Genomic DNA, 25,273 nt, shown 5'->3' with positions numbered 1-25,273 from the left:
TCCGCTGCATAGCCACTCTGCCAACACGCCATGTGCAATTTTTCAATTTCACAACGCTTTATGTTTCAACACGTTAACTCGCTAAAATAAGCAAACTTAGTGCCGTTGCGTTGGATGCATACTTTACGGATTGAGGCCTGATAGTCAAACAAAAAACGAAAAAAAAGATTTGTTTGCCCAGTTTTACAGCGATTCGATGAACTATCGCTCGGAATGATGGCGAATTACCACTGTTTCATCAACCGTCCCATTAAACTTGGGTGGTAAGCCCAGCAGTGATCAAACATTTCCATTAGCTGCGGATTCCCGTATTTAGACACGCTCACCGCATGGAAACGGTTTTTCTTGGTTTTCAACAGGTCTACTTTTTGTTGTAATTCGTCAGATTGTTTAGGCGCGATAAAATCCGATACCACGACTAAATCAGCGTTTTTGTATTTGCTGCCTTCCATGGTTTCAATCGATGTCATGATCGCTTTTTCAAAATCAGTTCCGCCATGGAAGCTGTAAGCTAGGAAATCACTCGCTTCTCGAAGGCCGTCTTGCTTTGTCAACTCGTAAGTGATTTGTTCCGTAGAAAATAAGATAACAAAACAGTCTCGTTCTTCGGCTAGGGCAATTTGCATCAGAGCATACGCTATGGCCTTTGCAGACTGCTCTGGGGAACCTTTCATTGAACCGGAGGCATCAATACAAATGACAAAAGGCCCCTTTTCAGCGTCGATTTGCTTGCTGTCTGGAACATGCGCTTTTACCTTTCGCAAGGTTCGGGACTTACCCGCGACTTTATAGTTGAGTAGACGCTTATCCACGAGATGTTTATAGAAAACCACTTCAAGCTCTGGATACGCCAAGAACATGGTTTCGTTGGGTAATAATTTATTCAGGTCGTCACTTTCATGAATGCCGACAATATCATCCGTTGCTTCATCTGATTTTTCTTCCACCATTTGTAATTCTTCAGCCGGTGTTACGTTCAAATCAGGATCATCAACTTCACCCGCCATTCGGCCAAGTTGCTCTGCGATGTCTTGCAAACCTTTATTTTTACTCAGGTACTCTGCGTGTTTTCGCATCACCGTCAGATCGGTTTTACTCAACTTCGCAGAGGCCATATCCCAGAGTCTACCAACACTGATTTCACTGCCCGTTTCAGTCACTCTGTCCATGTTCTTTATCGTTTCCATTCTTTGATAAAGATCTTTTAATGCTTTTTCTTTACTGGCTTCAAGCTCTGAAATCTGCGCTTTTTTTAGTGTATCAGATAGGCTTTTGTACCATTGATCACAAAAGTAATGCGGAAACATCGGGTTATTAATCCCTTTGTTTTTTTCAATCAAACGACGAGCTTGTAGATAGAAGGCGGAATGCCATTCTAACTGTTTGACAACGTCATTTAAGTTTTCAAAGAATGTCTCTTCATCCCAGTGGATAACATCTTGATACAACGACAACTCATGCTTAAAGCGATCCGTTTCGCACACCTTAGTAATTCGACGCTTTACACCCGTTCCCCATTTATGAAGGTGACCTTTAACAGACGTTTTTACGCCTCTGTTTTCAGCCATCATCATAACTTGAGAACGTGCCACCAGATCATTGACCGCAGTGTCAACAATCCCTGACTCTGCAATCATCACAACAAGGTTAAGTCCATCGGCTCCTAACATAGGGTGCTCCTAAGCAAAAAACTCATCGAGGTGCTTCACGCGAAATACGGTTTTTTCGCATTCGACTTTGGTTGCTTCTAACTGAGTCAGCAACTCTTGTAAGCCGACTTCCATCGTCGTTGGAAGATCGGTATCGATAAAACTGTGTGGTAAAGCCCCATGGAAATCTGAGCGTACCTTTCTTAAATGATAGTCAGCATTCTGCAATTGCGTCATCGCTTCATCCGCTTTTGTGCTCCACTGCTGATACAACGATGAGTCTAACCCTTCTTTGTCAGCAAGCGCCACCAGCACACCGCGATTCGCAATGTCTTTAATCACTAAATGGTTTTCAGCATCAACGTCGAACGTTAGGCGGCAAATATTGGTGTTCTGATTCACGTAACCGTAAATTTCACCGCCTCCTTCTTTAATCACTTTACTCAAATCATTCTTTGGTAAATAAACCCAACGGCTATCGCCTTTGTCTGATTCTGATACCGACATATTGGATTGCAACAATACCAGTTTAACCAGGCCTTTCGTTGTGCCGACTTGGTAACTGTTTGCGCTCGAAATGTCATAGTGCTGAACGTGCTTTTTGAGCAGCCCAGTTGGCGCGTCTTGTGACAGAACAACGCTATAAGTCGATTCAATGTGCGTCTGTATATCTTCAAGCTCTTCACGACACATGGATATCTGAAGTTCGACATCTTGCTGATCAAAAGCATGATGCAATGCAAAGTCTCGAATAATGCTGCGAACATTGTCGCGTGATTCAGGGCTGTTCCATAAGCAGTCTTGCAATAACAAAAGATCTAATGGGTTGATCGAACTGCGCCCATTGAAAAAGGCACTCGCTTTAAGAAGGCGTACCGCTTTTTTCCATCGACGGTCAGACACATAGCTGTCGGTGTCCGTCAAGATTTCTTGTGCGTCGTCTTTGCCTTCAACCATTGATTTAAGTTTGAACAATTTTTCAAAAACGGAATCGGATAATTCAAGCTGATCAAACTCGGCTTGCCATTTATGGTATTCTTCATCGGTAATCGCTAAGCCTTCTGGGATTTTGGCTTCTTGCTGCGTGCCAACCGTCAACATGGATTTAAAATTTTGCTTGTTTTGAATACGATTGATGAACACTCGAACCAACATTCGGTCATAAAGAGCTTCTAAACCACTGTCTTCATCAGGGAGTTCATTCGACGCCGAAATAAGTAAGCGCATTGGTACACGTTCAATATCGCTGCCATTTTTAAAGGTTTTTTCATTCACTACCGTCAGTAGTGTATTCAAAATGGCTGGACCGGCTTTCCAGATTTCATCTAGAAAAACAATTTGTGAAGTGGGTAAGTACCCATTGGTCAAACGAACATATCGTCCATTATCTTTCAACTCTTGGATACTAAGGGGTCCAAACACTTCTTCAGGCGTAGAGAAGCGCGTCATCAAATACTCAAAATAGCTTGAATTATCGAATGCTTGGATTAATCGCTTTGCTATCAAGCTTTTTGCAATTCCAGGAGGGCCCAATAGAAAAACACTTTCACCTGCCAATGCCGCTAATAAGCACAATTTAATGGTGTCTTCTCTTTCGTAAACCCCGTCAGAAAGAGCGTGTGCGAGCTTATTAATTCGCTCGGAAAGCAACGCTTTTTGTGAATGAGATGCAGGGTTTGGGCTTATCATTTATTGGCTCCTAAAAAAACACACGACCTGTGAATCATATGTTTATACATTTGTTATTACTTTGTTACAAGTGTATTTTAATGACTAATTGGCAGTTATATCAGAGAATAACCTTCTATTATCATTGCAAACTGTGTTTTCGATTATACAAACTTGACCATGAATTGAGCTTCGCTGGAGTATTCGATATTTCAGCTATCTTTAGGTTCCAAATCTCGCTATTGTTATGCGTTCATTTTTTCACATGGAAGTCGCTGATTGGCATGAGTAAACTCATTCATACATGGAAGCAAATTTCTCTTATTGAAGAAAATATTCGTTTGCCAAATGGTCACACCATAGTGCATACCACAATTGCGCACCCAGGCGCAGCGGTGATACTTCCAATCACTGCCGATGGTAACGTCATTTTAATCAACCAATTTCGCCCCTCTTTAGGAAAATGGCTTTTAGAGCTTCCTGCAGGAACCATTGAGCAAGGTGAACAACCCCAGCAGTGTGCGTTGCGCGAATTAGAAGAAGAAACCGGCTATAGCGCTGAGGAATGGTTCCCTCTAGGACAAGTCACCCCACTTGCAGGGTTTTGCGACGAGATTCAGCACTTATACGTCGCAAAGTCGCTGTCTAAATCACAACGATACGCGTGTGACGACGACGAAGTGATTGAAGTGGTCACAATGACTATAGAGCAGTTACAACAACTTATTATCAACGACACCATTACGGATGCCAAAACCATCGCCTGCTTAAGTAAAGCGATACTTTGCGGTTATCTATAGGAGATATTCATGGACTTCAGATCAGACACGGTTACTAGACCCACCCCAAAAATGCGCGAAGCCATGGCTAATGCATTAGTCGGAGATGATGTCTATGGCGATGACCCTACCGTCAATGAACTTGAAAACTGGGCTGCAGAGCGGCATGGCTTTGAAGCTGCGCTTTTTACCTCTTCGGGTACACAAGCCAACTTACTCGGCATCATGGCTCATTGTGGACGTGGAGATGAGTATCTTTGTGGTCAGCAGGCACATAACTACCGCTACGAAGCAGGCGGAGCCGCCGTTTTAGGATCGATTCAACCACAGCCGATCGAAAACAACCCTGACGGCACATTGGATTTTTCCAAGCTCGCGGCTGCGATTAAGCCAGACGACAGTCATTTCGCTCAAACCAAACTTTTAAGTTTAGAAAATACCATCAGCGGAAAAGTACTCCCACTTTCTTATCTCGCAGAGGCTAGAGAATTTGTCAATGTGCATAGTCTGGCTCTTCACCTAGATGGCGCTCGTGTCTATAACGCTGCTGTTGCTCTCGGTGTTGATGTAACAGAAATAGCCAAGCACTTTGATTCGATGACAATCTGTCTTTCAAAAGGACTTGGCGCACCCATTGGTTCTTTGCTGCTGGGTAACAAAGAAACCATACAGAAAGCGAGACGCATTCGCAAAATGCTGGGGGGTGGCATGCGCCAAGCCGGTATTTTAGCAGCGGCAGGTAAGATCGCCTTGACTGAACATGTGGATCAGCTAGCAACGGATCACGCTAATGCCAAGCTACTTGCTGAAAAAATAAATCAGCTTAATGGGTTTACGGTTAACGTAGAAAAGATTGAAACCAATATTGTTATTGCAAAACTTGCAGAACATATTGATATTCAGTCAATCGCTCAACAGTTAGAAAAACAAGGGATCCTGATTTCAGCGGGTAATCCTGTGCGCTTCGTGACTCATCGAGACGTTTCTTCTCAAGATATTGAGACATTAGTAGCAAAAATCGCCGAGCAGATATAAGTAATCTTGTCCCTAAAATTTATTATAAAAACAGACAAACTTGGAAATTGTCTGTTTTTATAAGTTGCGATTTATATTTAGTCACGATTAAGCGTTGACTTTACAGCCATATCTCAATTCTTGTTCATCAGGTACTTCAAACCTAGGTTCCATAAAATTAAACATAGCGTTTGTGACTTCAAAAGCATATACATCAGGGTCTTGCTCAAGATTCCGCTTATTAACACGTTGCCTACGTATATCTGTTGGTGCATCCAGATAATGGATTTCAGCATTTACCCCTAACGCCTTTGCCAAAACAACAAAATGCTGTCGTTGCGCTTTTGTAGTAAAGCCAAGGTCTAGGACAACCGCACCATCAAGGGTAAGAATTTGCTCACTGATCTCCCAGATTTGAACATAACACCGATTGATGCGTTCCATCATCCAATCATAATCCAGCGTAACCATATCTTTAGAGAATAAGTTTTGCATCCATGGATCAATTGAAAATCGTAGTGCATTGATTCCTTTACAAAGTGCGAGCGAATAAGTAGTTTTTCCTACCCCAGTAGGCCCGCAGACCATTATTAATCTAGCCATCGTATTGGGATTCCTTTTACATCGGTATTATTCGTCCACCTGACAGTGATAACCAGTAACTCGACTTATGGGGTATGTTTATCGACCCAATAGCTAAGCATAACCACCCCAGTAGAGCTAAACTACTGCCACTTTCAAATGTGAGGTTAGCACTCATCTGCACAGACCTCATTGCTATTATTGGGAATAACAACGGCTTGCTGGCCATAAGTTAACACCCTACCGCCCATTTTTTTTGCATACGCTTGAGCTTGTTGTTCCGAAGAAAACCACAAGTTCAGTGTCGCTATGTCATTACCGTTATGGACTGAATTTACGAAAGCTTGCTCTGGCCTTGTTAATAACACTGGTTTGTATTTTTCCCAACTTGTGTACCCAGCTTCAAGCGCTAATACCCTAAGAAAGTGCTTACGTTGTAGCGTGTTACGTTGATTAAATAGGCTTGAAATAGATTGGTCATGACAAGCACCAGACGCTTTTATTCGCCGTAAGATAGGTAAGGCTTGAGTTATAGACCCCGTCCTTGCTGCACGATGTAATACGCGAGCTTCTCGCAATAGGGTTTCAATTTGATGATTGGTTTTTTGCTGTTTCTTGGGTATTGACCCATGAGGTATTTTTCGACTATGCATACAAACTCCATCGAACTGTTGGCCTATCTCGTTGGGGGCCGATTCATAGAGTGAGTAAGTTTTCTTACACAACAGGTGGATTAACTTTCACGAGGAGGGCGTCCTGCAAACCCTAAAACAAGCATAACAATCTCATGCAGGAGTTGTAAATAACTTTTTTGTGGTAGCAATGCTAAGCAATATGATACTGATAAGCCGTACAATTTTAATGGCGAGGTTGAAGATGTTTTTCACGTAACATATTGACTGTATCGGCTTGATGCAGGTTTAAAAAACTCCGTTGTGATTATTATAAATCAATATATTAGAATATTTTTATCCAAGGTATTATCTGGTCAACCACGAATGGCACACCCACCAGAATCAGCGGCCCTTCAACTTCTAATGCAACGCTTAATATTGGGTCAAGTGGACCAATAATAAAAAATGACATAGTTGTATTGAGCTTCCCCTAGGGGGAGGCTTTATCATTGTTTTTTCTTACTAAAACGAACACCTAGAATGAAAAAACACTCTATTGCATTCCTTATTTTACTAAGCACTCCGACCCTTGCGAGTGATTTTGGTGACGCTTTTGGTGACGCAAAGCTTGGCAAGATCAAATCACCTAGCTGTATCTACTGCCATGGAACCAATGGGATCACAGACAATACCTCTTACCCTAACATTCAAGGACAGGACCCTACCTATCTCTTCAATGCGATGAAAGCGTATCAAAACGGAGAGCGGGCCGGTCCATTAGCAAGCATGATGCAAGCGCAGCTTCAAAAACTAACTGACGATGACCTAAAAGACATTGCCGTCTACTATTCTGAATCGCAGTGATATTTGATTCTGTAATACGTGTCTATGCCAATGCACGAATGACCGCTTGCTCTGCATGAATCGCGGCCGTATCGAACAACATAATGCTGTTATCTTGTTGCTGGATAAGCAAACCAATCTCAGTACAACCTAATATAACGGCTTGCGCTCCTTGCTGATGAAGGTCTTGCATGATGGTCTTAAAATCATGCTTTGTTCGGCCAGAAAAGATGCCTTTACACAATTCATTATAAATGGAATCGTGGACGAGACGTCTTTGCACACCGTTAGGAACAATCACCTCGATGCCATATTCTCGTGTTAAATACCCTTTATAGAAATCTTCTTCCATTGTGAAGGCCGTCCCTAAAAGGCCGACTTTTTTTATCTCATGAATTTGCAACTTTTGACCTGTAGCGTCTGCAATATGAAGCAAAGGGATGTTCACTTGAGATTGCACTTTTTCAGCCACTTTATGCATGGTGTTAGTACATATCAAGAAAAAGTCCGCTCCGGCTTTCTCTAGCACTTGAGCAGCGTTGGCTAACAGCTCAGACGCTTTGTCCCAATCGTTATTCGCTTGGTACTTTTCGACTTCAGAAAAATCGACACTCACCATAACTATGTTTGCAGAATGCAGCCCACCCAAAGCATGGTTAATACCTCGATTAATCGACTGATAGTAGGTTACCGTGGACTCCCAGCTCATACCGCCAATCATTCCTATAGTTTTCATTTAATTCCCTTTGATTCAAGCAAATACCGTTTCTATACCATCAGATTCATCGAGCCGTTGCAATTTGAACGGCATGACTTTTCGTCTCAAAAATAATAATCACTTAGAACAAGCGTTGTTTCTAGCCTAGTAGATAAATTCATACTTTTTATTTTTTGTCATTGAATACAGCCACATAGAGTAAGTATTTCAAGCTATCTCTACTGCAACAACATAATTCACTCACCTAACATACTAATTACTCTATAATTTATTTCGAAACGAATATTTAACTAAATTCTCAATAATAAGACAAATATTTCGTTGACATGGAAATTAGACCCTTACTAACAGAATATTGTACAACTGTACTAAGTGAGATTCAGATGATCAGAACTCAATCCATTTTCGGATGGTTGCTGACATGCTCTATATTTGTCAGTTTATCGGGAATAGGGACAATTAGAGCTGAAGAGCCCTTTCTTTCCGACAAGCAAGCTTATCGAACATTAGAACAAACCACGTTCGGACCCACACAAAATGATCTAAGCACAATACGATGGATGAACGTAGAAGGATGGATTGAGCACCAAACGTCATTACCAGCAACCTCCCACCATCAACTGTTTAGAACACCATTTCCTGGACAGGCACAGCGTAACCATAAAAACGCATGGTATCAAATTGCACTCTATTCGGATGATCAATTTAGACAAAGAGCGGCTTATGCGTTGAGCCAGATACTCGTCGTGTCAAGGGCTCATAAAAAACTGAGCTCTCGCTCTGAAGCATTAACTATTTACTACGACATCCTAGTAAACAATGCCTTTGGAAACTATCGAGAATTACTCGAAAAAACAGCTCTTCATCCTGTAATGGGCACTTATTTATCGATGAATGGCAGCAAAAAAGCGGATCTAAAACTGAATAGCTTTCCCGACGAGAACTTTGCTAGGGAGGTAATGCAGCTTTTCACCATCGGTTTATATGAACTCAATCAAGATGGCTCTATGAGGCAAAAAGATGGCGCTCCTATCCCTACATACACCCAGTCAGACATTGAAGAAGTTGCTCGTGCTCTTACTGGCTGGCGTCATGATGACTGGGCATTCACCAAACCGATGATCAACCTCAGTCAGTATCATGATACTGGCTCAAAAGAAGTGCTTGGATTTCATATTCCAGCGGGGCAAACCCCTTATCAAGATCTCTCTTCGGTGCTAGACATTTTATTCAATCATTCAAACACCGCGCCTTTTGTCTCTCGTTTACTGATTCAGCGCCTTGTCACTTCAAACCCTAGCCCAGAATACGTTGAGCGTGTTGCTGATGTCTTTGATGATGACGGCCATGGCATTCGTGGAAATCTGAAAGCCATTTTTAGGGCTATTATTCTTGATCAAGATGCTCAAAATGGGTCAGGAACTAAGATAAAAGAACCTATTATTGTTGCTACCCACTTCCATCGGGCTTTTGACGCTCAGCTCTCTTCAGAACGAATCAGTGATGCCAATAGAATCATGGTTAATGTCCATCAAGAGCCAGTCGGATCTCCTTCTGTCTTTAATTTTTATTCGCCCAATTACCAACCCGTAGGGCCACTGAGCGATTTCAATATGGTTGCTCCAGAAACGGAGATACTCACCTGGGCAAGTTATGTTGATTTAATTAACTACCTTAGTAGCTATGTAGGCTATAGGCCTAGTTATGATCTCAGCTTGCCGCTTAGTGATTTACAAGAAGTGGCCTATGACTCTAATAAACTCCTCAACCTTATAGATGCGCGCCTTTTTGGGGGAACGATGTCTGAACAGCTACGAACTTCAATTATTGATGGCCTTAACCTTCAACCTAAAGACGCAACCGCAACGACACGAATCTATCATGCTGTCACCATTTCATTGGCCAGTGATGAATTTTTTATTCAAGACTAGGGACGAACGATTATGAACATTTCCAGACGTTCACTACTAACATCATTTGGCGGAATGACTGTCGGTAGTCTATTGCCTAATGTATCAAGTGCGAATCATTCTGATGACTTTAAAGCCTTAGTCTGCATTTATCTCGCAGGGGGCAATGATTCAGTGAATACTGTGATCCCAACGGATCAATATCATTACGACGAATATAAACAGACACGCCCAGCTATCGCAGTCAGTGAGTCGAGCGTGGTTCCGATTACGCAAACGGCATTAGATAACCAAGGAAAAATCGTTCAGTTGGGCCTGCACCCTAAGTTAGCGAAACTCGCAAACCTATTTAATCAGCACCGTGCCATGGTGGTTCTAAATAGTGGCATACTAAAAGAGCCACTCACCAAGCAAGAAATAGAAAACAATATTAAGCCCTTACCCCCTCAACTGTTCTCACATAACTCGCAAACCTATGAGTGGGAAAAAGGAGCTGTTGGTTTTGCACCGCAGTTTGGTTGGGCTGGTAGAATGTTGGACGTATTGGGTAGCCACTCCGCTATAGCACCTCTTTACAGTATTACCAACAAAACCCTATGGCTTCGGTCGCTTCACCATCAACAAAACATACTAAAGCCTTCAGGAACAGCCCAAATTAACGCGTTAAAAAATACGAATATGGAAAGTAGCTACAACGCATTGACCACGGCTCCAAGTAATAACCCGTTCACACTGCACCTTCGTAACATGATGGGGGATGCCATGCACATCAGCCAGACGCTAGATGACCAAGTGAATTCAGTGTCAAACTGGCAAGGCTTTACCAACTCTAGCTTAGGTAAACAGTTTCAATTTGCCTATAAACTCATCAAAAGCCAGAAAGCACTCAATCAAGCAAGGCAAGTGCTCTACTTAAAACAATCCGGGTATGATTTGCATGATAATCAGTTAATTGATCATCCTCTGCTATTGGCTGATCTCGCCACTAACTTAATGGCATTTGATAACGCTATGTCAGACAATGGGCTAAGCAGCAATGTTACTTCGTTTACCACTTCTGAATTTGGTCGACGGTTGGCATCCAATGGTAAAGGGACAGATCATGGATGGGGGGGGCATCAGTTTATTTTGGGTGGCGCTGTTAATACAAGCGATGCAGTTGGGACATGGCCAGAAATAAGAGTCAATGGAGCTGACGACATTTCAAATGGCCGCCTTGTACCAACACTCGGCACAGATCAAGTCAATGCAACCCTCGCTAGATGGATGGGAGTCAACAATGAGAACGAATTGAACTATGTTTTCCCTAATATTCACCATTTCGCTAGCAGCAACCTTGGTTTTCTTAGCTAGCGTTTTATCACAGTGGTGTTTTTTAAAAGAGAGGGCTAAAACCATCATTAAGGCAGACAGTACTCTGCCTTAATGGGCTGGCATTTTAATCTCTTTTTCCCTTCCAAAATCAATCACCAAATGAATATGTTCCGAGCGACCCATCAGTATCAAGTGGTCATTTACAACATTGTTTCTTTCAATATTTTAGCAATTAAACGTTTGCGTAATCGCTAACCCTCTTGTTGCTAAATTTTGCGTCTTTCATCACAGTTTTCACTTTGCTATATTCTCGCTCAATGACATAACACCATTCGAGGCAGGGAGCTTCCTCAATTATCTCATGAAGAGAAGAATCGGTACCGAGTAACATCGGCAACATTGAGAGGATCACTAATGGAAATGAATATGGTAGAAATATTAGGGTATGCAGCGTCAATTATGGTCGCGATTTCACTGACAATGAAAGACATTGTTCGCCTACGCGTACTTAATTTTATTGGCTGTGGCTTATTTACTGCCTATGGCTTGATGATTGATTCTATGCCAGTGGTTATAACCAATGGTTTTATTGCGTGCGTGAACATTTACTTCTTAGTTAAGATGCAACAAGAGAAGAAGACCCAAACTCTAGAAAACGCGGCTTAAGTTGCAATTCGGAAGTGCCAAGTCAGAAATTACGACTTTATAGAAACGATTTAAATAAAAGAAGCGGCTTCTAGCCGCTTCTTTTGTCTCTACGATATCAAACCGCTAGTCTTCATCGTCTAACGGAATCAATTTGGTGCTGCCACCGTGAAACTTCTCTCGTTTACGTTGCACCATAGCAAAGAAGCCTGGAATCAATAACGTACCCGCAAGCAGCACACATAACAAACCACCAACCAATGATACACCCAGAGAGTTCTGACTCACATGCCCCGCACCAGAAGCAAATATCAAAGGAAAGATACCTAAGATAAACGACCAAGATGTCATGTTAACCGCTCGGAATCGCAGCGTGCCCCCTTTGACAGAAGCGTCATCAATCGATAGCTCTTTCTCTTCCCTTTCTTGTTTCGCAAACTCAACGATGAGAATGGCATTCTTTGCAGCAAGCGCTATCAGCAAGACCAACCCGATTTGAGCATACAGGTTGAGCGGAATACCCGTTAGTGTCAGTGCTATAAATGACCCTAGTGTGGCAATAGGAACAACAAGAATAATCGCTAATGGGATACTCCAACTTTCATATTGAGCAACCATGAATAGGTAGATAAAAATTAACGCGAGCACAAACGCATAAACAGCTTGGTTGCCAGCGAGTTTTTCTTGGTAGGCCATGCCCGTCCATTCATACTGATAACCTTGAGGCAGCATTTCCGCTGCAACACGTTCCATCGCTGCTATCGCATCACCACTTGAATACCCTGGCGCTGGCTGACCTTGAATCACTGCACTTCGGTACATGTTGTAACGCCACGCTACATCCGGTTCAAACACTTGCTCAGCCGTCACCAAAGTACTTAATGGGATCATTTCACCTTGAGCCGAACGAACATGAAAACGGCTGAGGTCGTCTATTCCTTTTCGGTATTCACTGTCTGCTTGCAACGTAACTTGGTAGTTTTTACCAAACATGGAAAAGTCATTAACGTATATCGACCCCAGGTTGCCTTGTAACGTTTTGAATACTGAACTCAATGGAATACCAAGTTGCTGAACTTTTTCTCTGTCAATATCAATACTGTAATGCGGAACATTGGCTCTAAACGTACTGAATGTATACGCTATTTCGGGTTGTTTATTCGCTTCTTGAATTAGCTCTCCCATCAGCGTAGCCAGATCCGTGCGGCTTCGTCCTAGCGCATCTTCTAGTACAAACTCAAACCCTGATGCGGCACCCATACCAGGAACAGCAGGAGGCCCCATGGCAAAAACAGAAGCATGAGGTAATTCCATCGCCGCGGTTCTATTGATTCGATTTGAGATCGCAAACGCTGAATGGTCACCTTCCAGTGCATTTCGTGTTTCCCAATCATGAAGCTTAATAAACAGCGAAGCACCATTCGAGGCCGCTGCCCCTGTCATAAACGCAAAACCGTTTGCGACCGTCACACCATCGATACCGGGTTCGCTGTCGACAATTTTAATCAAACTTTCTGTGACCGCTTCCGTCCTTGATAAAGATGCCGAATCAGGCAACTGAACGTTAACTAATAAAATGCCTTTATCTTCTTGGGGTACAAATGCCGTTGACGTTGTCTTAGAGAGATACGTAACGGAACCAATCGCTACAAGGAAAATAGCGACAACAACCAATGCTCTTTTCACTAAGAAACTGGCCACTTTTCCGTACCCTTGAGTAACGTGCTCCAGACCTCGGTTAAAGGCTTTGAACCAACTGGCGGTATTTCCGCCACCTTGCTTTAGTACAAGTGAACAAAGTGCTGGAGAAAGCGTCAACGCATTAATAGACGAAATGACCACTGAAATACAGATTGTCAGCGCAAACTGGCGATACATGATTCCGGTGATTCCTGGCAACATTGCGACGGGTATAAATACCGCTAATAATACCAATGTAGAGGTTAGAATCGGCCCAGTGACCTCTTTCATCGCCAACAAAGTGGCTTGACGAGGAGTAATAGACGGATCTTTAGCCATTATTGTATCAACGTTTTCAATAACCAGGATCGCATCATCGACAACAATACCGATGGCGAGTATTAGCCCAAATAACGTGACGGTGTTTATGGTGAATCCGGTCATTTGCATCACGGCAAACGTACCAATTAATGAAACAGGAATCGCTACCACAGGAATCAAAGTCGCACGGGCACTGCCTAAGAAAAGATAGGTGACCGCGATAACCAGAAGAATAGCTTCTATCAGTGTCTTAACCACCCCTTTGATCGATTCAGATACAAACAGGGTTGTGTCATAACTGGTTTCGTACTTGAGCCCTTCAGGGAAGTTACGGCTTAAACTATCAAGCAATTCCATGACCGCTTCGCCACTTTCTAACGCGTTGGCATCTGACTGTAGAGATAACGTGACGATAGAAGCATCTTGTCCACGGAATTTACCCGTGCCATCATAAAATTTCTTACCAAGTTCAACACGAGCCACATCTTTCAAATAGACCGTTGAGCCGTCATTATTCGCACGAAGTATCACTTGTTCGAATTCTTCAACGGTTTCTAGGCGACCTTTTGTCACCAGGTTGAATTGGACTTCCTGAGCTTGGCTATAAGGAGCCGAACCCACTCGACCCGCCGCTACTTGTACGTTTTGTTCCGCGAGTGCTGCTTGAACATCAGGAGTCGTTAGCTTTAAATTCGCCAGCTTTTCAGGGTCGATCCACACACGCATCGCGTATTCACCACCACCAATCACGGTGACGTCACTGATGCCTCTTACTCGTGTTAATTGATCTTTTACATTCAAGTTGATGTAGTTGATCAAGAACTGGTCATCATATCGACCGTCAGCCGAGTAGAAGTTGAGTACCATGAGCAGATCCGGTGAACGTTTCTTAACGGTGACACCCGTTGTACGCACCTGCTGCGGTAACTTCGCTTCAATTTGTGATACACGGTTTTGGACATTCACTTGAGCCATGTCTGGATCAGTACCGACTTCAAAAGTGACGTTCAAGCTATAAGAACCGTCGTTTGCGCTTTTCGAAGACATGTACAACATATTTTCAACGCCATTGACGGACGTTTCAATCGGATCCGCTATGGCTTGCTCGACATCTTCAGCACTGGCACCAGTGTAATATGCCGTTACGCTCACCGACGGAGGGCTTATTTTAGGGTACTCAGCAACGGGCAAAACCATCAACGCCATCGCGCCCGCTAAAGATAATATAATAGAGATAACCAACGCGAACTTCGGGCGCTGGATGAAAAACCGACTTAACATAATATGGTTTCCTATTCAGCGGTATCCGTTGATTCTGCTTGCTTATCTTGAACCTGTACTGGCATACCGTTACGAATTCGTTGCAAACCTTGAACTACGACTTGTTCATTTCCATTTAGCCCAAATGGAACAATCACACCCTCTGGTGTTTGTGCTCCAAGTTCGATATTTCTGCGTTCGATAACGTTACCTTCCGTCACTAGCATTACAAAATCGCCTTCTAAGTCCGACTGAACCGCTTTTCTAGGAATGGCAATCACTTGAACCGTGTTTTCAGCATGAAGCTCAACACGGACATGCTGGCCTGGAAATAATTTATGCTCAGGGTTGGGAATGAGAGCACGCATATCAATCGTACCTGTACTGGTGTTGATTCGGTTACCTAAATAATCAAGGACACCAATATGTTCAAATTTCGTTCCGTTTTCTAGCGTGATAGAAACATCGATATCTTTATCGTTCGCGCTCAGATTACCGCTGGCCGTTTCCAAACCAATACCAAGACGATCTCGTTCACTAACATTAAACGATGCATGAATGGGGTCTAGGCTCACTAGTGTCGTTAACACGCCTGATGATGGAGAGACAAGATCACCTTTACTGGCTTTACTGTCACTGATTCAGCCCGAGAATGGCGCCATAATTTGTGTGTAAGAAAGGTTAACTTGCGCAAGACGCACTTGAGCGGTGGCGGCTTCAACCATCGCTTGTGCGCCACGTAAATTAGCGCTGAGTGCATCAAAGTCCGCTTTAGAGATACTGCCTTTTGGTAATAGTCGTTTACCACGCTCGAAATCCAACTTGGCTTTTATTAAATCTGAGTCGGCTCGAGCCAGTTCCGCCTTTGACGTCGTGACCTTAACTTCAAACTGAGAAGGTTCAATAGTGAATAGCAGATCGCCTTCTTCTACCATTTGCCCCTCTTCGAAATGTTGAGATTGCAAATAGCCCGTAACTTGAGCAGTAATGTTGGTATCATCAACCGCCTCAGCTCGACCAATGAATGTCATACTTCCTCGGTGATCGATCATCTCGGCTGATTGAGTAATAACTAAAGGAAGAGAAGACGTTGATTTGGAAGAATCCGTGTCACACCCTACTAGAATTGCGGATGATAACAGCGTTGTTAACATGAGCGTTTTGTTCATAATGCCTATCACTATTTCCAATGAAATTTCGTTATGTCGAACATAACCATTGGTAATAGTAGATATGTCCGACTAATGTCAGTGGAAGTGACTTAAATTATTTCATTATGTAACTGTACAACCCTTAAGCAAATTTGCGGCTTGTTGATTAAGCGCCTTGGGTGACGACCAGCTATACACCAATTCAGGCACTTTATGGCCGCAAGGAGCATTCCACAAACGCTCATCTAGCTGAATGCCTTTTAACTGCTCATAGAATTCAATCGCCTGGTGATTTTCTGCCATCACTTCAAGGTAGATTCCACTTTTCGAAAAGTGTTGTTCACACCATTCCGTCACGGCATTAAGTAATTTTAACCCTACGCCTCTTCGACGATAGTTTTCATCCACATGCAGCGAGTCAATCATTGTGCCTTTTTCAAAGTCATGATTGCCAAACACACAGACAAAACCACACAGTAAGCCACCTTCTTCGATGAGAACAACGTGTTGATTAAAAGGAGGGTTGATTAACCTCGCTTGCCAAATGGCCAAACGTTCATCAAGAACGTCATGCTCTAGGTAATCCTCGCCTAGTATGCCATGGTAAAAACGACGCCAACTTTGTGCATGAAGAGTTGCTATTCGCTCATAGTCGGTATATTCCGCTATTTTAAAATCCATTTTTAGTTCCTTATTACTTCCTGTAAGGATATTAGCTTTGTTCATACTATGCATTTAGCTATTAAAAAGCCAAACATTCTGTTCACAATTTTTACACTCGACTATTTGACTTACACCTGTTCGCTGATATTCTAGCGTACAGTTGTTAGCCCAAAGGAATTTTTAACTATGTCTAAGAAAGACAAGCCACCATTAATCTGGCTCAATATCTTTATATTCACTTCCAGTCTCTTACTGGCGCTCATTGTCGCCCCTTGGTATGGATTCACTTACGGTCTAGGTATAGAGCATCTGATTTGGTTGGTTGTTTGCTTTAGTTTTTGTAGCTTATCTATCACCGCGGGTTACCATCGACTGTGGTCACATAAGACTTACCAAGCTCATTGGTCATTACGGTTAGTTTTTGCGATCGGTGGGGCTTTTGCTATGCAGAACAGTATCTTGCATTGGAGTTCTGACCATAGAATTCACCATAAGCATGTCGATAACAACGATAAAGACCCATACTCCGCGAAGAAAGGATTCTGGTTTTCTCATATAGGCTGGATGATCAGAGACTACCATGGCGACACCTATACCGATTACAGCAACTGCCGAGACTTGCAAAAAGATCCCATCGTCGTATGGCAACACAAATACTATGGCATTCTAGCCCTCGTAATGAATGTGGTTTTCCCAGTTTGCTTGGGGCTTATTTATGGCGATGTCATCGGTATGTTCTTAATCGTAGGAGCGGTACGATTGGTCCTTAACCACCACACCACTTTCTTCATTAATTCTTTGGCTCATCTTTGGGGTTCTCAGCCCTATACCGATAAAAACACCGCTCGCGACAGCGCTGTACTCGCATTCTTAACATTTGGCGAGGGCTACCATAACTACCATCATATATTTGAAAATGATTACCGTAATGGGATCGCATGGTGGCACTATGACCCAACAAAATGGCTGATTAAGGGATGTTCTCTCGTCGGTCTCACTCACCAGCTGCGCAAGGCTCCGCAATTGAAAATTGAAAAAGCCAAGGCAGCAATGTCTCTGCGTAAGGCGCAAAAAGCAATTGCATCATGGCCCGATCATCACAGCATCAACGACAAGCTTCAACGAGAGTTTGAAGCCTTGATTGCCAATATGAATGACTACTACTCAGTAAAAAAACAGCTGATTGAAACCAAGAAAGATGACATGGTGAAAAAGTATGAGTATTCGGTATTGAAGCTGCGTTATGAAGAAATCAAAAAGAACCTAGCTGAGCAAACCAACACTTGGAATTCGATGATTCTGAATGTGAATAGAAACGTTCGCTCATTCTAGTGAACCAACTCTACTTACCCATACAAAAATAGCCCTTTAACGGGCTATTTTCATTTTATGGTGATCTCAAACACAGGCTACTTCGCACGCTCACAATACCTTTGCCAGTATTGACTCGCTTCTGCTAGTGCTTTGGGTCTATCTGGCGTTTGTGCAAACAATATCGCTGCAAGCGTGGTGATGATTGTATTCGCCATCATTTCTTGATCTTCTTCCGGTGTATCAAAAATACAGCGTTCAGGCAGAGGTAACGTACTGATAAGATCCGCTTCCCAGTAGTAAGACTCCACGCCCTTCGGGGTGCTTAGCCAAACATTTTGGCTCACTTTAGGGTTGTATTCCGATTCACCCGATTGGCCTTTAAATGAAATCACGCTGTGGTTTGGCTCATCCACTTCATGTTCAATTTCTGCATGCAACTGTTGAAAGCCAGGATGGAAGCTGCCACGAATACCGATCTTACCCCCTCCTGGATTAAGCGCTCGAACCACTGTATTAATGGGCGTTCTTAAGCCATAACGTTTGCGCCAATCCAACATAATTTTGGCCTGTGGCGCATAGTGTTCTAAAGGTAAATAGCAAATCGATTCGGATTCAATCAACGCTTTCGCATGTGCCGCATCTTGTGCAACGGTAATGCCCAGTTCAACAAGGTAATCTTGAGCGTGCTCTCTATCCGTCGCATGGTCGGTGTAACCATGAACGAGAACTTTATATCCGTTGTCCGCCAAAATCCTAGCGGCCAATATATGCCAAGGTTTGCCCGCTGTTTTGCGTTTACCTGCGTAGCAGGGCCAATCGATGTCAGCGCCGACATTAGGGACCCGAGATTGAAACGCCTTAACAAAACCGGCTATCTCTTGCTTAGTTTCATTTTGGACTCGAATCAACATCAGCAACATCGCCATTTGATCATCGCCAATTTGCCCATCCAGATATTCATCCATGACGCGATACGCTTGATCTAACGTCAATGGTTTTCTTCCTCGCTCCCCTCTTCCCACAGTGCGAATACATTCCTGAATAGTACTCATAGAGATCCTTTCTTTTTAACAGCTTAAAATAATCGATGACGGATAGGCGCACAGTGTGACGTTTTCATATGGGATTTTCAATCACACCCTGTTATCGGGTGCGATTTTTATGGGTTTAAATTGGGTTCGACTTAAGTTCATTGACCTCGTTTACAACACAATACAGCAAAAAGATAAAAATCATGGGTGGATTGAATTACAAGTGCTTTTGGTACGTATCTGAGTTATCTTCACATTGTTCAAACCCAACTTCCATCAGGTAGTCTCTATGGTCAGGCGTTCTCGCTGTGGCTAACAAAACCTCAATACCTCGGCTCTTAATTGACTCTGGGTTAGATTGATAAAAGTATTGAGCCAGTTTCAAATCACGATACTCGGCCGTCACATAATCTAAACACACCGTAAAGGAGCCATTATCATGTTTTGTCCCGGCCAGAAGCCCAGCAATGGCATTGTTTCTAAGCATATAGAATGCTGTATTCGCACCACGTAATTCACTGGCCGTGGTTTGTCGCTCAATCTCGTTCATATAAGTTGCAACGAAATGATCAAAATATTCCGAATCAATAGTTGCTGAAACCAATTTAAATTGGTCTTTTGATCCTGCAAGCTGATAAAGGTAATAGACGTTAATGCAGGCTATCCCTAGATTCATCAGCATGGTTGGATAGGAATCGATGAAATAGGCAAACGCCGCAAACAACAAACAGCCGATAAAGTTAATCACTCGCAGCTTGACAATAGAGGCCATCGTGAGTGACACCAACACCACTAAAGATGCTAAATAACCAAACCATTCAACCCAATCAAATACCATTACATTATCCCTATGTATTTATTTTCTATAAAGATAGCACAACGCTGAATATCTCGATTCGATCTATCTAGCATTCTATTGATATAGGATGTTCGGCTGGTACGAGCCCACCTCGCCTTAAACGAGAACGGATTACTAACGGCTTTGATGGGCTACTTGTTACTTACTACTTACTACTTACTACTTACTACTTACTACTTAGGCAAATTATCGAGTGCATTGGCCATGGTAACTAAACGGTCAAGAATCTTTTCACCATCGACACCAATACCGTTGTGCTCATACTCGTTAGTAATCCAAACTTTAGACATTGGAATCGCTGCCAAGGTTTCTCTTGTATAGTCAAGTTCTACATACATGTCATCGGCATAGGCTACGCACGCTAAAGGGACGGTATTTTGGCTTAAAACATCGGGGTGGTATATCGCTTCCCAATCTTGTTTTTGTGCCAAGAGGTGCGCGGCATCTCGCAGCGGTTTTAATGTCTCTAGTTGATCAAACATCCACGGGTACACCATTTCTCCAGTAAACCAGAACCGATCACCAACTTGATAATTAAACGCACTATTTTTCTCACGAACCCGATGTGCAGACCAATTGGATGCAAACTCTTGGCAGTAAATAGATTCATGTAAAATCGCATAGATAGGGTTGGTCAGATAGCTTTGTTCTTGCTGCATTTGGTTCAAGAAGCCGTAACTCAGTTGTTTCTTGCCATTAACGTCAATAAACGCACTTTCTAACGTGTAATAAAGGGGTAAATGTGCGTCACCTCGGCCCAGATTAATGCCAATCAGCTGAAACTGTTCAACCGTAAACATTTGACCATTCGGTAATGTCACGTCATTTTCAATTAAATACTGTGCAATCTCACAACACTGTTGCTGTGCTTGGGGAAACTGAGCAAAAAATGCGTTGTTTTTATCGGTGACACGCTTGTAAGTCGCCTGGTAGACATCATACGCATGTCGAGAAAGAGAAGGAATACCTCCAGTAACATAACAGCGTAGCAAACTGTCTGGAAACATTGACAGATAAGTAAGCGTGCAGAATCCGCCAAAACTTTGCCCTAGCGTTGCCCACTGTTGAACGCCAAACTGCTGACGAATCGATTCGGCGTCACGGACAATGTTATCGGCTCTGAAGTGTGAAAGATAATCAGCCTGCTCAATTGGTGTTAAATGAGCAAGGGTCTCTTGATTGATCGGCGAGCTCATGCCTGTTCCTCGTTGATCAAGCAGTAAGACACGATATTCTTGAAGTGCACGCTTTATCCAGCCTGAGTCGCCACTTGCTCGCGGTGAAGGGAAGCCTGGCCCACCTTGAAAGTATACAAGCCAAGGTAGGTCTTGATGAACTTTCGCAAGATCGACCAATTCCCGTGCAAAAACCTGAATCTGTTCACTCTCCGTTTCTTGATAGTTGAGCGGCAATAAAAAGGTATGTTGTCGATAGAGTGTTGAGCCATCAATAAAGCTATTTTTCACGCGATGATCCTTGTTGTTAGTCTGATTGCTTCGGTCATTTTAGCGGATTTAACAGGTAAGGAGAAAACTACCATCGACTTTGGGCACTTATAAATTCGGGCGCCTACAAAACAGAAATGGCCTAAGAATACACTTAGGCCATTTCAAAAAAATATCACATCCCAGTACTATCCAAAAATATGTCCAAGCCAAATAGCGGGGCCAAATATGATAATAATATACGCCAGAGCCAATAATGGACTGATTTTACGTGGTTGTTTTCTAGGCATGGTTAGACGACACCATTGAGAGCATGACACCACAATCAGTGTCTACCTTACTTCAATACAATAGCGTCGATTCTAATCACCTAACCATTCAACTTCAACGATTTAGATCATCAGATAAGGCCTTAAAAAGTAACAGAGTATTTAATAGACAACAAAGAGGAAATTGCAGCCACATGTCAACCTATAAAAAGAAGGCTAGACACAATTAGACTTCATTAATGCAATAGGGTTGATTACTTTTTCCTATTGGCAAAGGCCAATTTGGTGCCATTGAACTTAAGGCGTGACAATAAGACTTTTACATTGGCTTGGCCCACATCATCAAATTGCAAACCATAGCGAGAGTAATGAGCTGAGCGTTGTAGGTTACAGATTTTGCCGATTAAAGGAGGGCATTTCGGCTGGTCAATCGTGTGGTGAAGATCGATAGCGATCGTATCCCCAACTTGAAAAGTCCGGCCTAAAGGAGGCGTAAAGAAACGGCAACCACTTTTCGAAAGGTCACGAATCTCACACTGCGTTTTGCTATCGCCTTGAACAACCGCCCCCATCAAATTAATTTCATAGCGCGCTTCTTTTCTCAATTGGGTAACCTGCATACCATTGGGAATAGAGATTGCGATCATGGCAAGTGGATCTTCGATGACATGTTGGATTTGAGACTTAAAGTGAATTTGTGCCCCTTCCCCTCTTGGGGATATCCCACGCACATTCAGTAAAAACCCAGTTTGAAAGAAAAAAGCAAGTTCATCTTTCGATACTGACGGTATCTCTATCAAGATCAGGTTGTCTGGGTGAGTACCTATAAACTGGGTCGTACAGCGAAACTTTCTTCCAATAGGCGTCGTCACGGTAATCGTCATTTCACTACCATGCTCAATCATCGCTAACGCGTCTGTGCTATTGAGTGTACTGACCGTGCTGTCTTGTTGTTTATTCGGATTCGCCGACGCTTTCGCTGTCTGGATACTCATCTAGCCTCCATGCGTCGATTGGTTTCACCGACTGATTATTATTCTCAAATTCTATTGATAAAATCACTATCATTCAACAATGGAATGTGATTTTTACTGTATTTTTTAAACATTTATGCAGTAACTCTTGATTTTAGATTCTGACTCTAAATTTTTTATTGGCTCATCATTGAAGGAACACATTCTAAGGATAAACATTGGTAAATTTGATCACAGTGGTTAGAATGCTGCTTCAATTTCTGTCTTATTAGTGACTTTCTTATGCTTCGTGATTATACCTTTAACTGCCTTGTCACCATGCCACGCCATGAACTTGAAGAATTTAGTGTTCGGATGATCAGCAAAATGGTACCCGAAGATGTCATGAGCGAACTGTTCACGTTCGAGCAAGAAGAAATCGACAGTGAAGAACGCATGATGTCAGCCCGTTTAGATGCAACACTTCGCATGAATGCCATTGCCCTTAGTGAAATTCAGCAAGCGTTTGATGACTCTGATAACGCCAAACAAAACAGTGAACGAATGACTCGTTTAGTCCTTTGGCATTTTTATGCCATTTCCTTCAATTTGGAACAAGCCATTACACTTGAAACGCATTGTGAACATGTTGAGACCTTGTTGAAAAAGACACCTCAAGACGCATTCGAGTGGGTCAAAACACTGACTGAGCTCTTACATACCTACGCCAACCTCAACGATAAGAAAACACTTAATACGGCAGAAGAACGCTAATCTAAACGACTCACCACACCGTGATAAAAAATGGCCTAAGTAAAACTTAGACCATTTTTTTAGTAAGGGATAACAATTACCGGACTCATTTTTCGCTGAACTTACGAATACTGGCTTTCAACTTGATCCGCTTTCGAGAACGCACTATGAGTGGCTAGCTGCTTGGCGTATCGTTTGAGATTGTTAAAATGCTCGATAGTGCCATTGGACACCAGATTTTCAACAATGAATGACATCATGATGTCTGCGCCCGTTAATCGCTCTTCAACCAAATAGGTTTTGCCTTCCAAGCTTTGATCAAAATAGCTCAGGACTTTCATTGTTTCCGCATCCGCGTAGTCTGCTAAAAAGTTGGTTTTACAGCCATCTTTCGTGACAAACAGCTTCAATAACAATGGCAGCATGGCTGAACTTTCCGCAAAATGTAACCACTGAGAGTACTCAGTGTATGCGCGAGTCCCTCTCGCTGGAGCCAGTTCCCCTTTCCCATACATATCAATCAGATATTCAGTAATCGCTCCTGATTCAGTGACAATCAACCCATCATCCTCAATCACTGGAGACTTACCAAGCGGGTGAATACTTTTTAATTCAGGCGGAGCCAAAAAAGTCACATTGTCTCGAAGGTAAGGCGTGACTATATAAGGTAATTTGAGCTCTTCCAGCAACCAAATAATGCGTTTTGAACGTGATTTGTTTAAGTGATGCAACGTAATCATAATGAATCCTTATTTTTATTTTGGTTGATTAACCTGAACAACGAGTTTGCCGAAGTTTTTCCCTTCTAATAAACCGATAAACGCGTCAGGTGCGTTCTCTAGTCCCTCAACCAAATGCTCACGGTATTGCATTTTTCCTTCGGCTAGCCAAGCGCTCATTTGTTGTGCAAACTCATTGTATCGATGTGCGTAGTCATCAAAAATGATGAAACCTTGCATCTTGATACGCTTAACCAGTAACGTCCCCATTAACAGTGACATACGGTCAGGTCCATCAGGTAATGAAGTCGCGTTGTACTGAGAAATCAGGCCGCACAGAGGGACACGAGCTCCTGTGTTGAGTAACGGCAGCACAGCATCAAAGACTTTCCCACCAACGTTTTCGAAATACACGTCGATGCCATCGGTACAAACCGCTGCTAATTGTTCTGCAAAATCCTCGGCTTTATGATCAATGCATTCATCAAAGCCCAAAGTTTCCTTTGCATAACGGCATTTTTCTTCACCACCAGCAACACCAATCACACGGCAGCCGTTAAGCTTACCTATTTGCCCTACCGTTGCACCCACTGCGCCAGTTGCCGCGGCCACCACAAGCGTATCACCCGCTTTAGGTTGACCAATATCTAGTAGGCCCATATAAGCGGTGAAGCCTGGCATGCCCATAATTCCTAAAGCAAAAGAAGGATGTTGAGGATCTTGCCCCAATTTGATCAGTCCTTCTCCATTCGACACCCCATAATCCTGCCAACCGGTGTACGCCAGAACCCATTCACCCACTGGAAAGTCAGTATGGTTTGACTGCTCAACCTGACACACGGTCGCGCCGACCATGACATCATCGATGTCAACAGGATCTGCATAAGATTTAGCCGCACTCATGCGTCCACGCATGTAAGGGTCTAGAGACAGGTAAATGCTGCGAAGTAACATTTCACCTTCACCAATAGTTGGTACTTCAGCATTTTCAATGCGAAAATCGTGCTGAGTAGGTGCCCCAACAGGACGAGAAGCCAGTACGATTTGGCGGTTAATAGGTTGAGTCATAGGTTGTTCCTTTTGTGTCATTATAAACCGGTCAAATTAGACCAGTCGTCT

The 25,273-nt window shown here is 42.9% G+C and carries 21 protein-coding genes and 1 pseudogene; 8 read left to right on the top strand and 14 right to left on the bottom strand.

The window, feature by feature from the left end:
- Window positions 1-224 precede the first annotated feature (224 nt).
- Both viaA and A1QO_RS03145 read right to left on the bottom strand, forming a co-directional pair.
- A complete protein-coding gene (viaA, locus tag A1QO_RS03150) occupies window positions 225-1,670 on the bottom strand; it encodes an ATPase RavA stimulator ViaA (protein ID WP_017041369.1) in 1,446 nt (481 codons plus the stop codon).
- 9 nt (window positions 1,671-1,679) lie between these two features.
- Window positions 1,680-3,338, bottom strand: a complete 1,659-nt coding sequence (locus A1QO_RS03145) for an ATPase RavA domain-containing protein (RefSeq protein ID WP_017033552.1) — start codon at window positions 3,336-3,338, stop codon at window positions 1,680-1,682.
- A gap of 263 nt (window positions 3,339-3,601) precedes the next feature.
- On the opposite strand from A1QO_RS03145, the gene A1QO_RS03140 reads away from it, so the two are divergent.
- Both A1QO_RS03140 and ltaE read left to right on the top strand, forming a co-directional pair.
- A complete protein-coding gene (locus A1QO_RS03140; RefSeq protein WP_017037367.1) occupies window positions 3,602-4,117 on the top strand; it encodes an NUDIX hydrolase in 516 nt (171 codons plus the stop codon).
- A gap of 9 nt (window positions 4,118-4,126) precedes the next feature.
- Window positions 4,127-5,131: a low-specificity L-threonine aldolase gene (gene ltaE / locus A1QO_RS03135; protein ID WP_017041368.1), complete on the top strand. Its 1,005-nt coding sequence runs from the start codon at window positions 4,127-4,129 to the stop codon at window positions 5,129-5,131.
- Between the two features lie 87 nt (window positions 5,132-5,218).
- On the opposite strand, the gene A1QO_RS03130 is transcribed toward ltaE, so the two are convergent.
- Together A1QO_RS03130 and A1QO_RS03125 are read right to left on the bottom strand one after the other, a co-directional pair.
- Window positions 5,219-5,713: an AAA family ATPase gene (locus A1QO_RS03130; protein ID WP_017033549.1), complete on the bottom strand. Its 495-nt coding sequence runs from the start codon at window positions 5,711-5,713 to the stop codon at window positions 5,219-5,221.
- A gap of 146 nt (window positions 5,714-5,859) precedes the next feature.
- A complete protein-coding gene (locus A1QO_RS03125; RefSeq protein WP_017033548.1) occupies window positions 5,860-6,345 on the bottom strand; it encodes a hypothetical protein in 486 nt (161 codons plus the stop codon).
- 501 nt (window positions 6,346-6,846) lie between these two features.
- Here A1QO_RS03125 and A1QO_RS03120 point away from each other — a divergent pair.
- Window positions 6,847-7,170, top strand: coding sequence for a c-type cytochrome (locus A1QO_RS03120; protein WP_017041367.1), 324 nt, complete (start codon window positions 6,847-6,849; stop codon window positions 7,168-7,170).
- A 22-nt stretch (window positions 7,171-7,192) separates the two neighbouring features.
- Here A1QO_RS03120 and A1QO_RS03115 read toward each other — a convergent pair whose 3' ends face one another.
- Entirely contained in the window at window positions 7,193-7,885 is a 693-nt protein-coding gene (locus A1QO_RS03115) for an aspartate/glutamate racemase family protein (protein WP_017037370.1), read from the bottom strand.
- A 365-nt stretch (window positions 7,886-8,250) separates the two neighbouring features.
- Between A1QO_RS03115 and A1QO_RS03110 the strand changes: the two genes are divergently transcribed.
- The 3 genes from A1QO_RS03110 (at window position 8,251) to A1QO_RS03100 (ending at window position 11,757) form a co-directional block, all read left to right on the top strand.
- On the top strand, window positions 8,251-9,798 hold the full coding sequence (locus A1QO_RS03110; RefSeq protein WP_017041366.1) for a DUF1800 domain-containing protein: 1,548 nt from the start codon (window positions 8,251-8,253) through the stop codon (window positions 9,796-9,798).
- 12 nt (window positions 9,799-9,810) lie between these two features.
- Window positions 9,811-11,130, top strand: coding sequence for a DUF1501 domain-containing protein (locus tag A1QO_RS03105; protein ID WP_017041365.1), 1,320 nt, complete (start codon window positions 9,811-9,813; stop codon window positions 11,128-11,130).
- Between the two features lie 375 nt (window positions 11,131-11,505).
- Window positions 11,506-11,757 carry a YgjV family protein gene (locus A1QO_RS03100; RefSeq protein ID WP_026026529.1) on the top strand — a complete coding sequence of 84 codons (252 nt, stop codon included), beginning with the start codon at window positions 11,506-11,508 and terminating at the stop codon, window positions 11,755-11,757.
- Between the two features lie 105 nt (window positions 11,758-11,862).
- Here A1QO_RS03100 and A1QO_RS03095 read toward each other — a convergent pair whose 3' ends face one another.
- The 3 genes and pseudogenes from A1QO_RS03095 to A1QO_RS03085 form a co-directional block, all read right to left on the bottom strand.
- The gene (locus A1QO_RS03095) at window positions 11,863-15,018 is read right to left on the bottom strand and encodes an efflux RND transporter permease subunit (RefSeq protein WP_017041364.1); all 3,156 of its coding nucleotides are present in this window, start codon (window positions 15,016-15,018) and stop codon (window positions 11,863-11,865) included.
- An 11-nt stretch (window positions 15,019-15,029) separates the two neighbouring features.
- A pseudogene (locus A1QO_RS03090) lies at window positions 15,030-16,166 on the bottom strand (efflux RND transporter periplasmic adaptor subunit).
- A 105-nt stretch (window positions 16,167-16,271) separates the two neighbouring features.
- Window positions 16,272-16,829 carry a GNAT family N-acetyltransferase gene (locus A1QO_RS03085; RefSeq protein ID WP_017033540.1) on the bottom strand — a complete coding sequence of 186 codons (558 nt, stop codon included), beginning with the start codon at window positions 16,827-16,829 and terminating at the stop codon, window positions 16,272-16,274.
- Between the two features lie 168 nt (window positions 16,830-16,997).
- Here A1QO_RS03085 and A1QO_RS03080 point away from each other — a divergent pair, with 168 nt between their 5' ends.
- A complete protein-coding gene (locus tag A1QO_RS03080; RefSeq protein ID WP_017041361.1) occupies window positions 16,998-18,143 on the top strand; it encodes an acyl-CoA desaturase in 1,146 nt (381 codons plus the stop codon).
- A gap of 77 nt (window positions 18,144-18,220) precedes the next feature.
- On the opposite strand, the gene A1QO_RS03075 is transcribed toward A1QO_RS03080, so the two are convergent.
- From A1QO_RS03075 to A1QO_RS03060, 4 genes are all read right to left on the bottom strand, one after another.
- Complete coding sequence (locus A1QO_RS03075) at window positions 18,221-19,177, bottom strand: glycosyl transferase family protein (RefSeq protein ID WP_017037376.1); 957 nt, start codon at window positions 19,175-19,177, stop codon at window positions 18,221-18,223.
- 196 nt (window positions 19,178-19,373) lie between these two features.
- Window positions 19,374-19,994 (bottom strand): hypothetical protein, encoded by a 621-nt coding sequence (locus A1QO_RS03070; protein ID WP_017041360.1) that lies wholly within the window; start codon window positions 19,992-19,994, stop codon window positions 19,374-19,376.
- Between the two features lie 194 nt (window positions 19,995-20,188).
- Window positions 20,189-21,481, bottom strand: coding sequence for an alpha/beta fold hydrolase (locus A1QO_RS03065; RefSeq protein ID WP_017041359.1), 1,293 nt, complete (start codon window positions 21,479-21,481; stop codon window positions 20,189-20,191).
- Window positions 21,482-21,983: 502 nt separating this feature from the next.
- Window positions 21,984-22,724: a flagellar brake protein gene (locus tag A1QO_RS03060; protein ID WP_017041358.1), complete on the bottom strand. Its 741-nt coding sequence runs from the start codon at window positions 22,722-22,724 to the stop codon at window positions 21,984-21,986.
- A 261-nt stretch (window positions 22,725-22,985) separates the two neighbouring features.
- On the opposite strand from A1QO_RS03060, the gene A1QO_RS03055 reads away from it, so the two are divergent.
- Window positions 22,986-23,456 carry a hypothetical protein gene (locus A1QO_RS03055; protein ID WP_017033534.1) on the top strand — a complete coding sequence of 157 codons (471 nt, stop codon included), beginning with the start codon at window positions 22,986-22,988 and terminating at the stop codon, window positions 23,454-23,456.
- Window positions 23,457-23,557: 101 nt separating this feature from the next.
- On the opposite strand, the gene A1QO_RS03050 is transcribed toward A1QO_RS03055, so the two are convergent.
- A complete protein-coding gene (locus tag A1QO_RS03050; RefSeq protein WP_017041357.1) occupies window positions 23,558-24,175 on the bottom strand; it encodes a glutathione S-transferase family protein in 618 nt (205 codons plus the stop codon).
- Between the two features lie 15 nt (window positions 24,176-24,190).
- Window positions 24,191-25,222, bottom strand: a complete 1,032-nt coding sequence (locus A1QO_RS03045; RefSeq protein WP_017033532.1) for an NADP-dependent oxidoreductase — start codon at window positions 25,220-25,222, stop codon at window positions 24,191-24,193.
- Window positions 25,223-25,273 lie beyond the last annotated feature (51 nt).

The sequence above is a fragment of the Vibrio genomosp. F10 str. ZF-129 genome (genome assembly GCF_000287055.2).
Lineage (GTDB): Bacteria > Pseudomonadota > Gammaproteobacteria > Enterobacterales > Vibrionaceae > Vibrio.
Note: the sequence above shows the minus strand (reverse complement) of the source record. Positions and strands in the feature narration are given on the sequence as shown.

Coding starts and splice junctions, on each gene's coding strand:
- viaA (WP_017041369.1), bottom strand. CDS start 1,670: ATGTTAGGAGCCGATGGACTTAACCTTGTTGTGATGATTGCAGAGTCA.
- A1QO_RS03145 (WP_017033552.1), bottom strand. CDS start 3,338: ATGATAAGCCCAAACCCTGCATCTCATTCACAAAAAGCGTTGCTTTCC.
- A1QO_RS03140 (WP_017037367.1), top strand. CDS start 3,602: ATGAGTAAACTCATTCATACATGGAAGCAAATTTCTCTTATTGAAGAA.
- ltaE (WP_017041368.1), top strand. CDS start 4,127: ATGGACTTCAGATCAGACACGGTTACTAGACCCACCCCAAAAATGCGC.
- A1QO_RS03130 (WP_017033549.1), bottom strand. CDS start 5,713: ATGGCTAGATTAATAATGGTCTGCGGGCCTACTGGGGTAGGAAAAACT.
- A1QO_RS03125 (WP_017033548.1), bottom strand. CDS start 6,345: ATGCATAGTCGAAAAATACCTCATGGGTCAATACCCAAGAAACAGCAA.
- A1QO_RS03120 (WP_017041367.1), top strand. CDS start 6,847: ATGAAAAAACACTCTATTGCATTCCTTATTTTACTAAGCACTCCGACC.
- A1QO_RS03115 (WP_017037370.1), bottom strand. CDS start 7,885: ATGAAAACTATAGGAATGATTGGCGGTATGAGCTGGGAGTCCACGGTA.
- A1QO_RS03110 (WP_017041366.1), top strand. CDS start 8,251: ATGATCAGAACTCAATCCATTTTCGGATGGTTGCTGACATGCTCTATA.
- A1QO_RS03105 (WP_017041365.1), top strand. CDS start 9,811: ATGAACATTTCCAGACGTTCACTACTAACATCATTTGGCGGAATGACT.
- A1QO_RS03100 (WP_026026529.1), top strand. CDS start 11,506: ATGGAAATGAATATGGTAGAAATATTAGGGTATGCAGCGTCAATTATG.
- A1QO_RS03095 (WP_017041364.1), bottom strand. CDS start 15,018: ATGTTAAGTCGGTTTTTCATCCAGCGCCCGAAGTTCGCGTTGGTTATC.
- A1QO_RS03085 (WP_017033540.1), bottom strand. CDS start 16,829: ATGGATTTTAAAATAGCGGAATATACCGACTATGAGCGAATAGCAACT.
- A1QO_RS03080 (WP_017041361.1), top strand. CDS start 16,998: ATGTCTAAGAAAGACAAGCCACCATTAATCTGGCTCAATATCTTTATA.
- A1QO_RS03075 (WP_017037376.1), bottom strand. CDS start 19,177: ATGAGTACTATTCAGGAATGTATTCGCACTGTGGGAAGAGGGGAGCGA.
- A1QO_RS03070 (WP_017041360.1), bottom strand. CDS start 19,994: ATGGTATTTGATTGGGTTGAATGGTTTGGTTATTTAGCATCTTTAGTG.
- A1QO_RS03060 (WP_017041358.1), bottom strand. CDS start 22,724: ATGAGTATCCAGACAGCGAAAGCGTCGGCGAATCCGAATAAACAACAA.
- A1QO_RS03055 (WP_017033534.1), top strand. CDS start 22,986: ATGCTTCGTGATTATACCTTTAACTGCCTTGTCACCATGCCACGCCAT.
- A1QO_RS03050 (WP_017041357.1), bottom strand. CDS start 24,175: ATGATTACGTTGCATCACTTAAACAAATCACGTTCAAAACGCATTATT.
- A1QO_RS03045 (WP_017033532.1), bottom strand. CDS start 25,222: ATGACTCAACCTATTAACCGCCAAATCGTACTGGCTTCTCGTCCTGTT.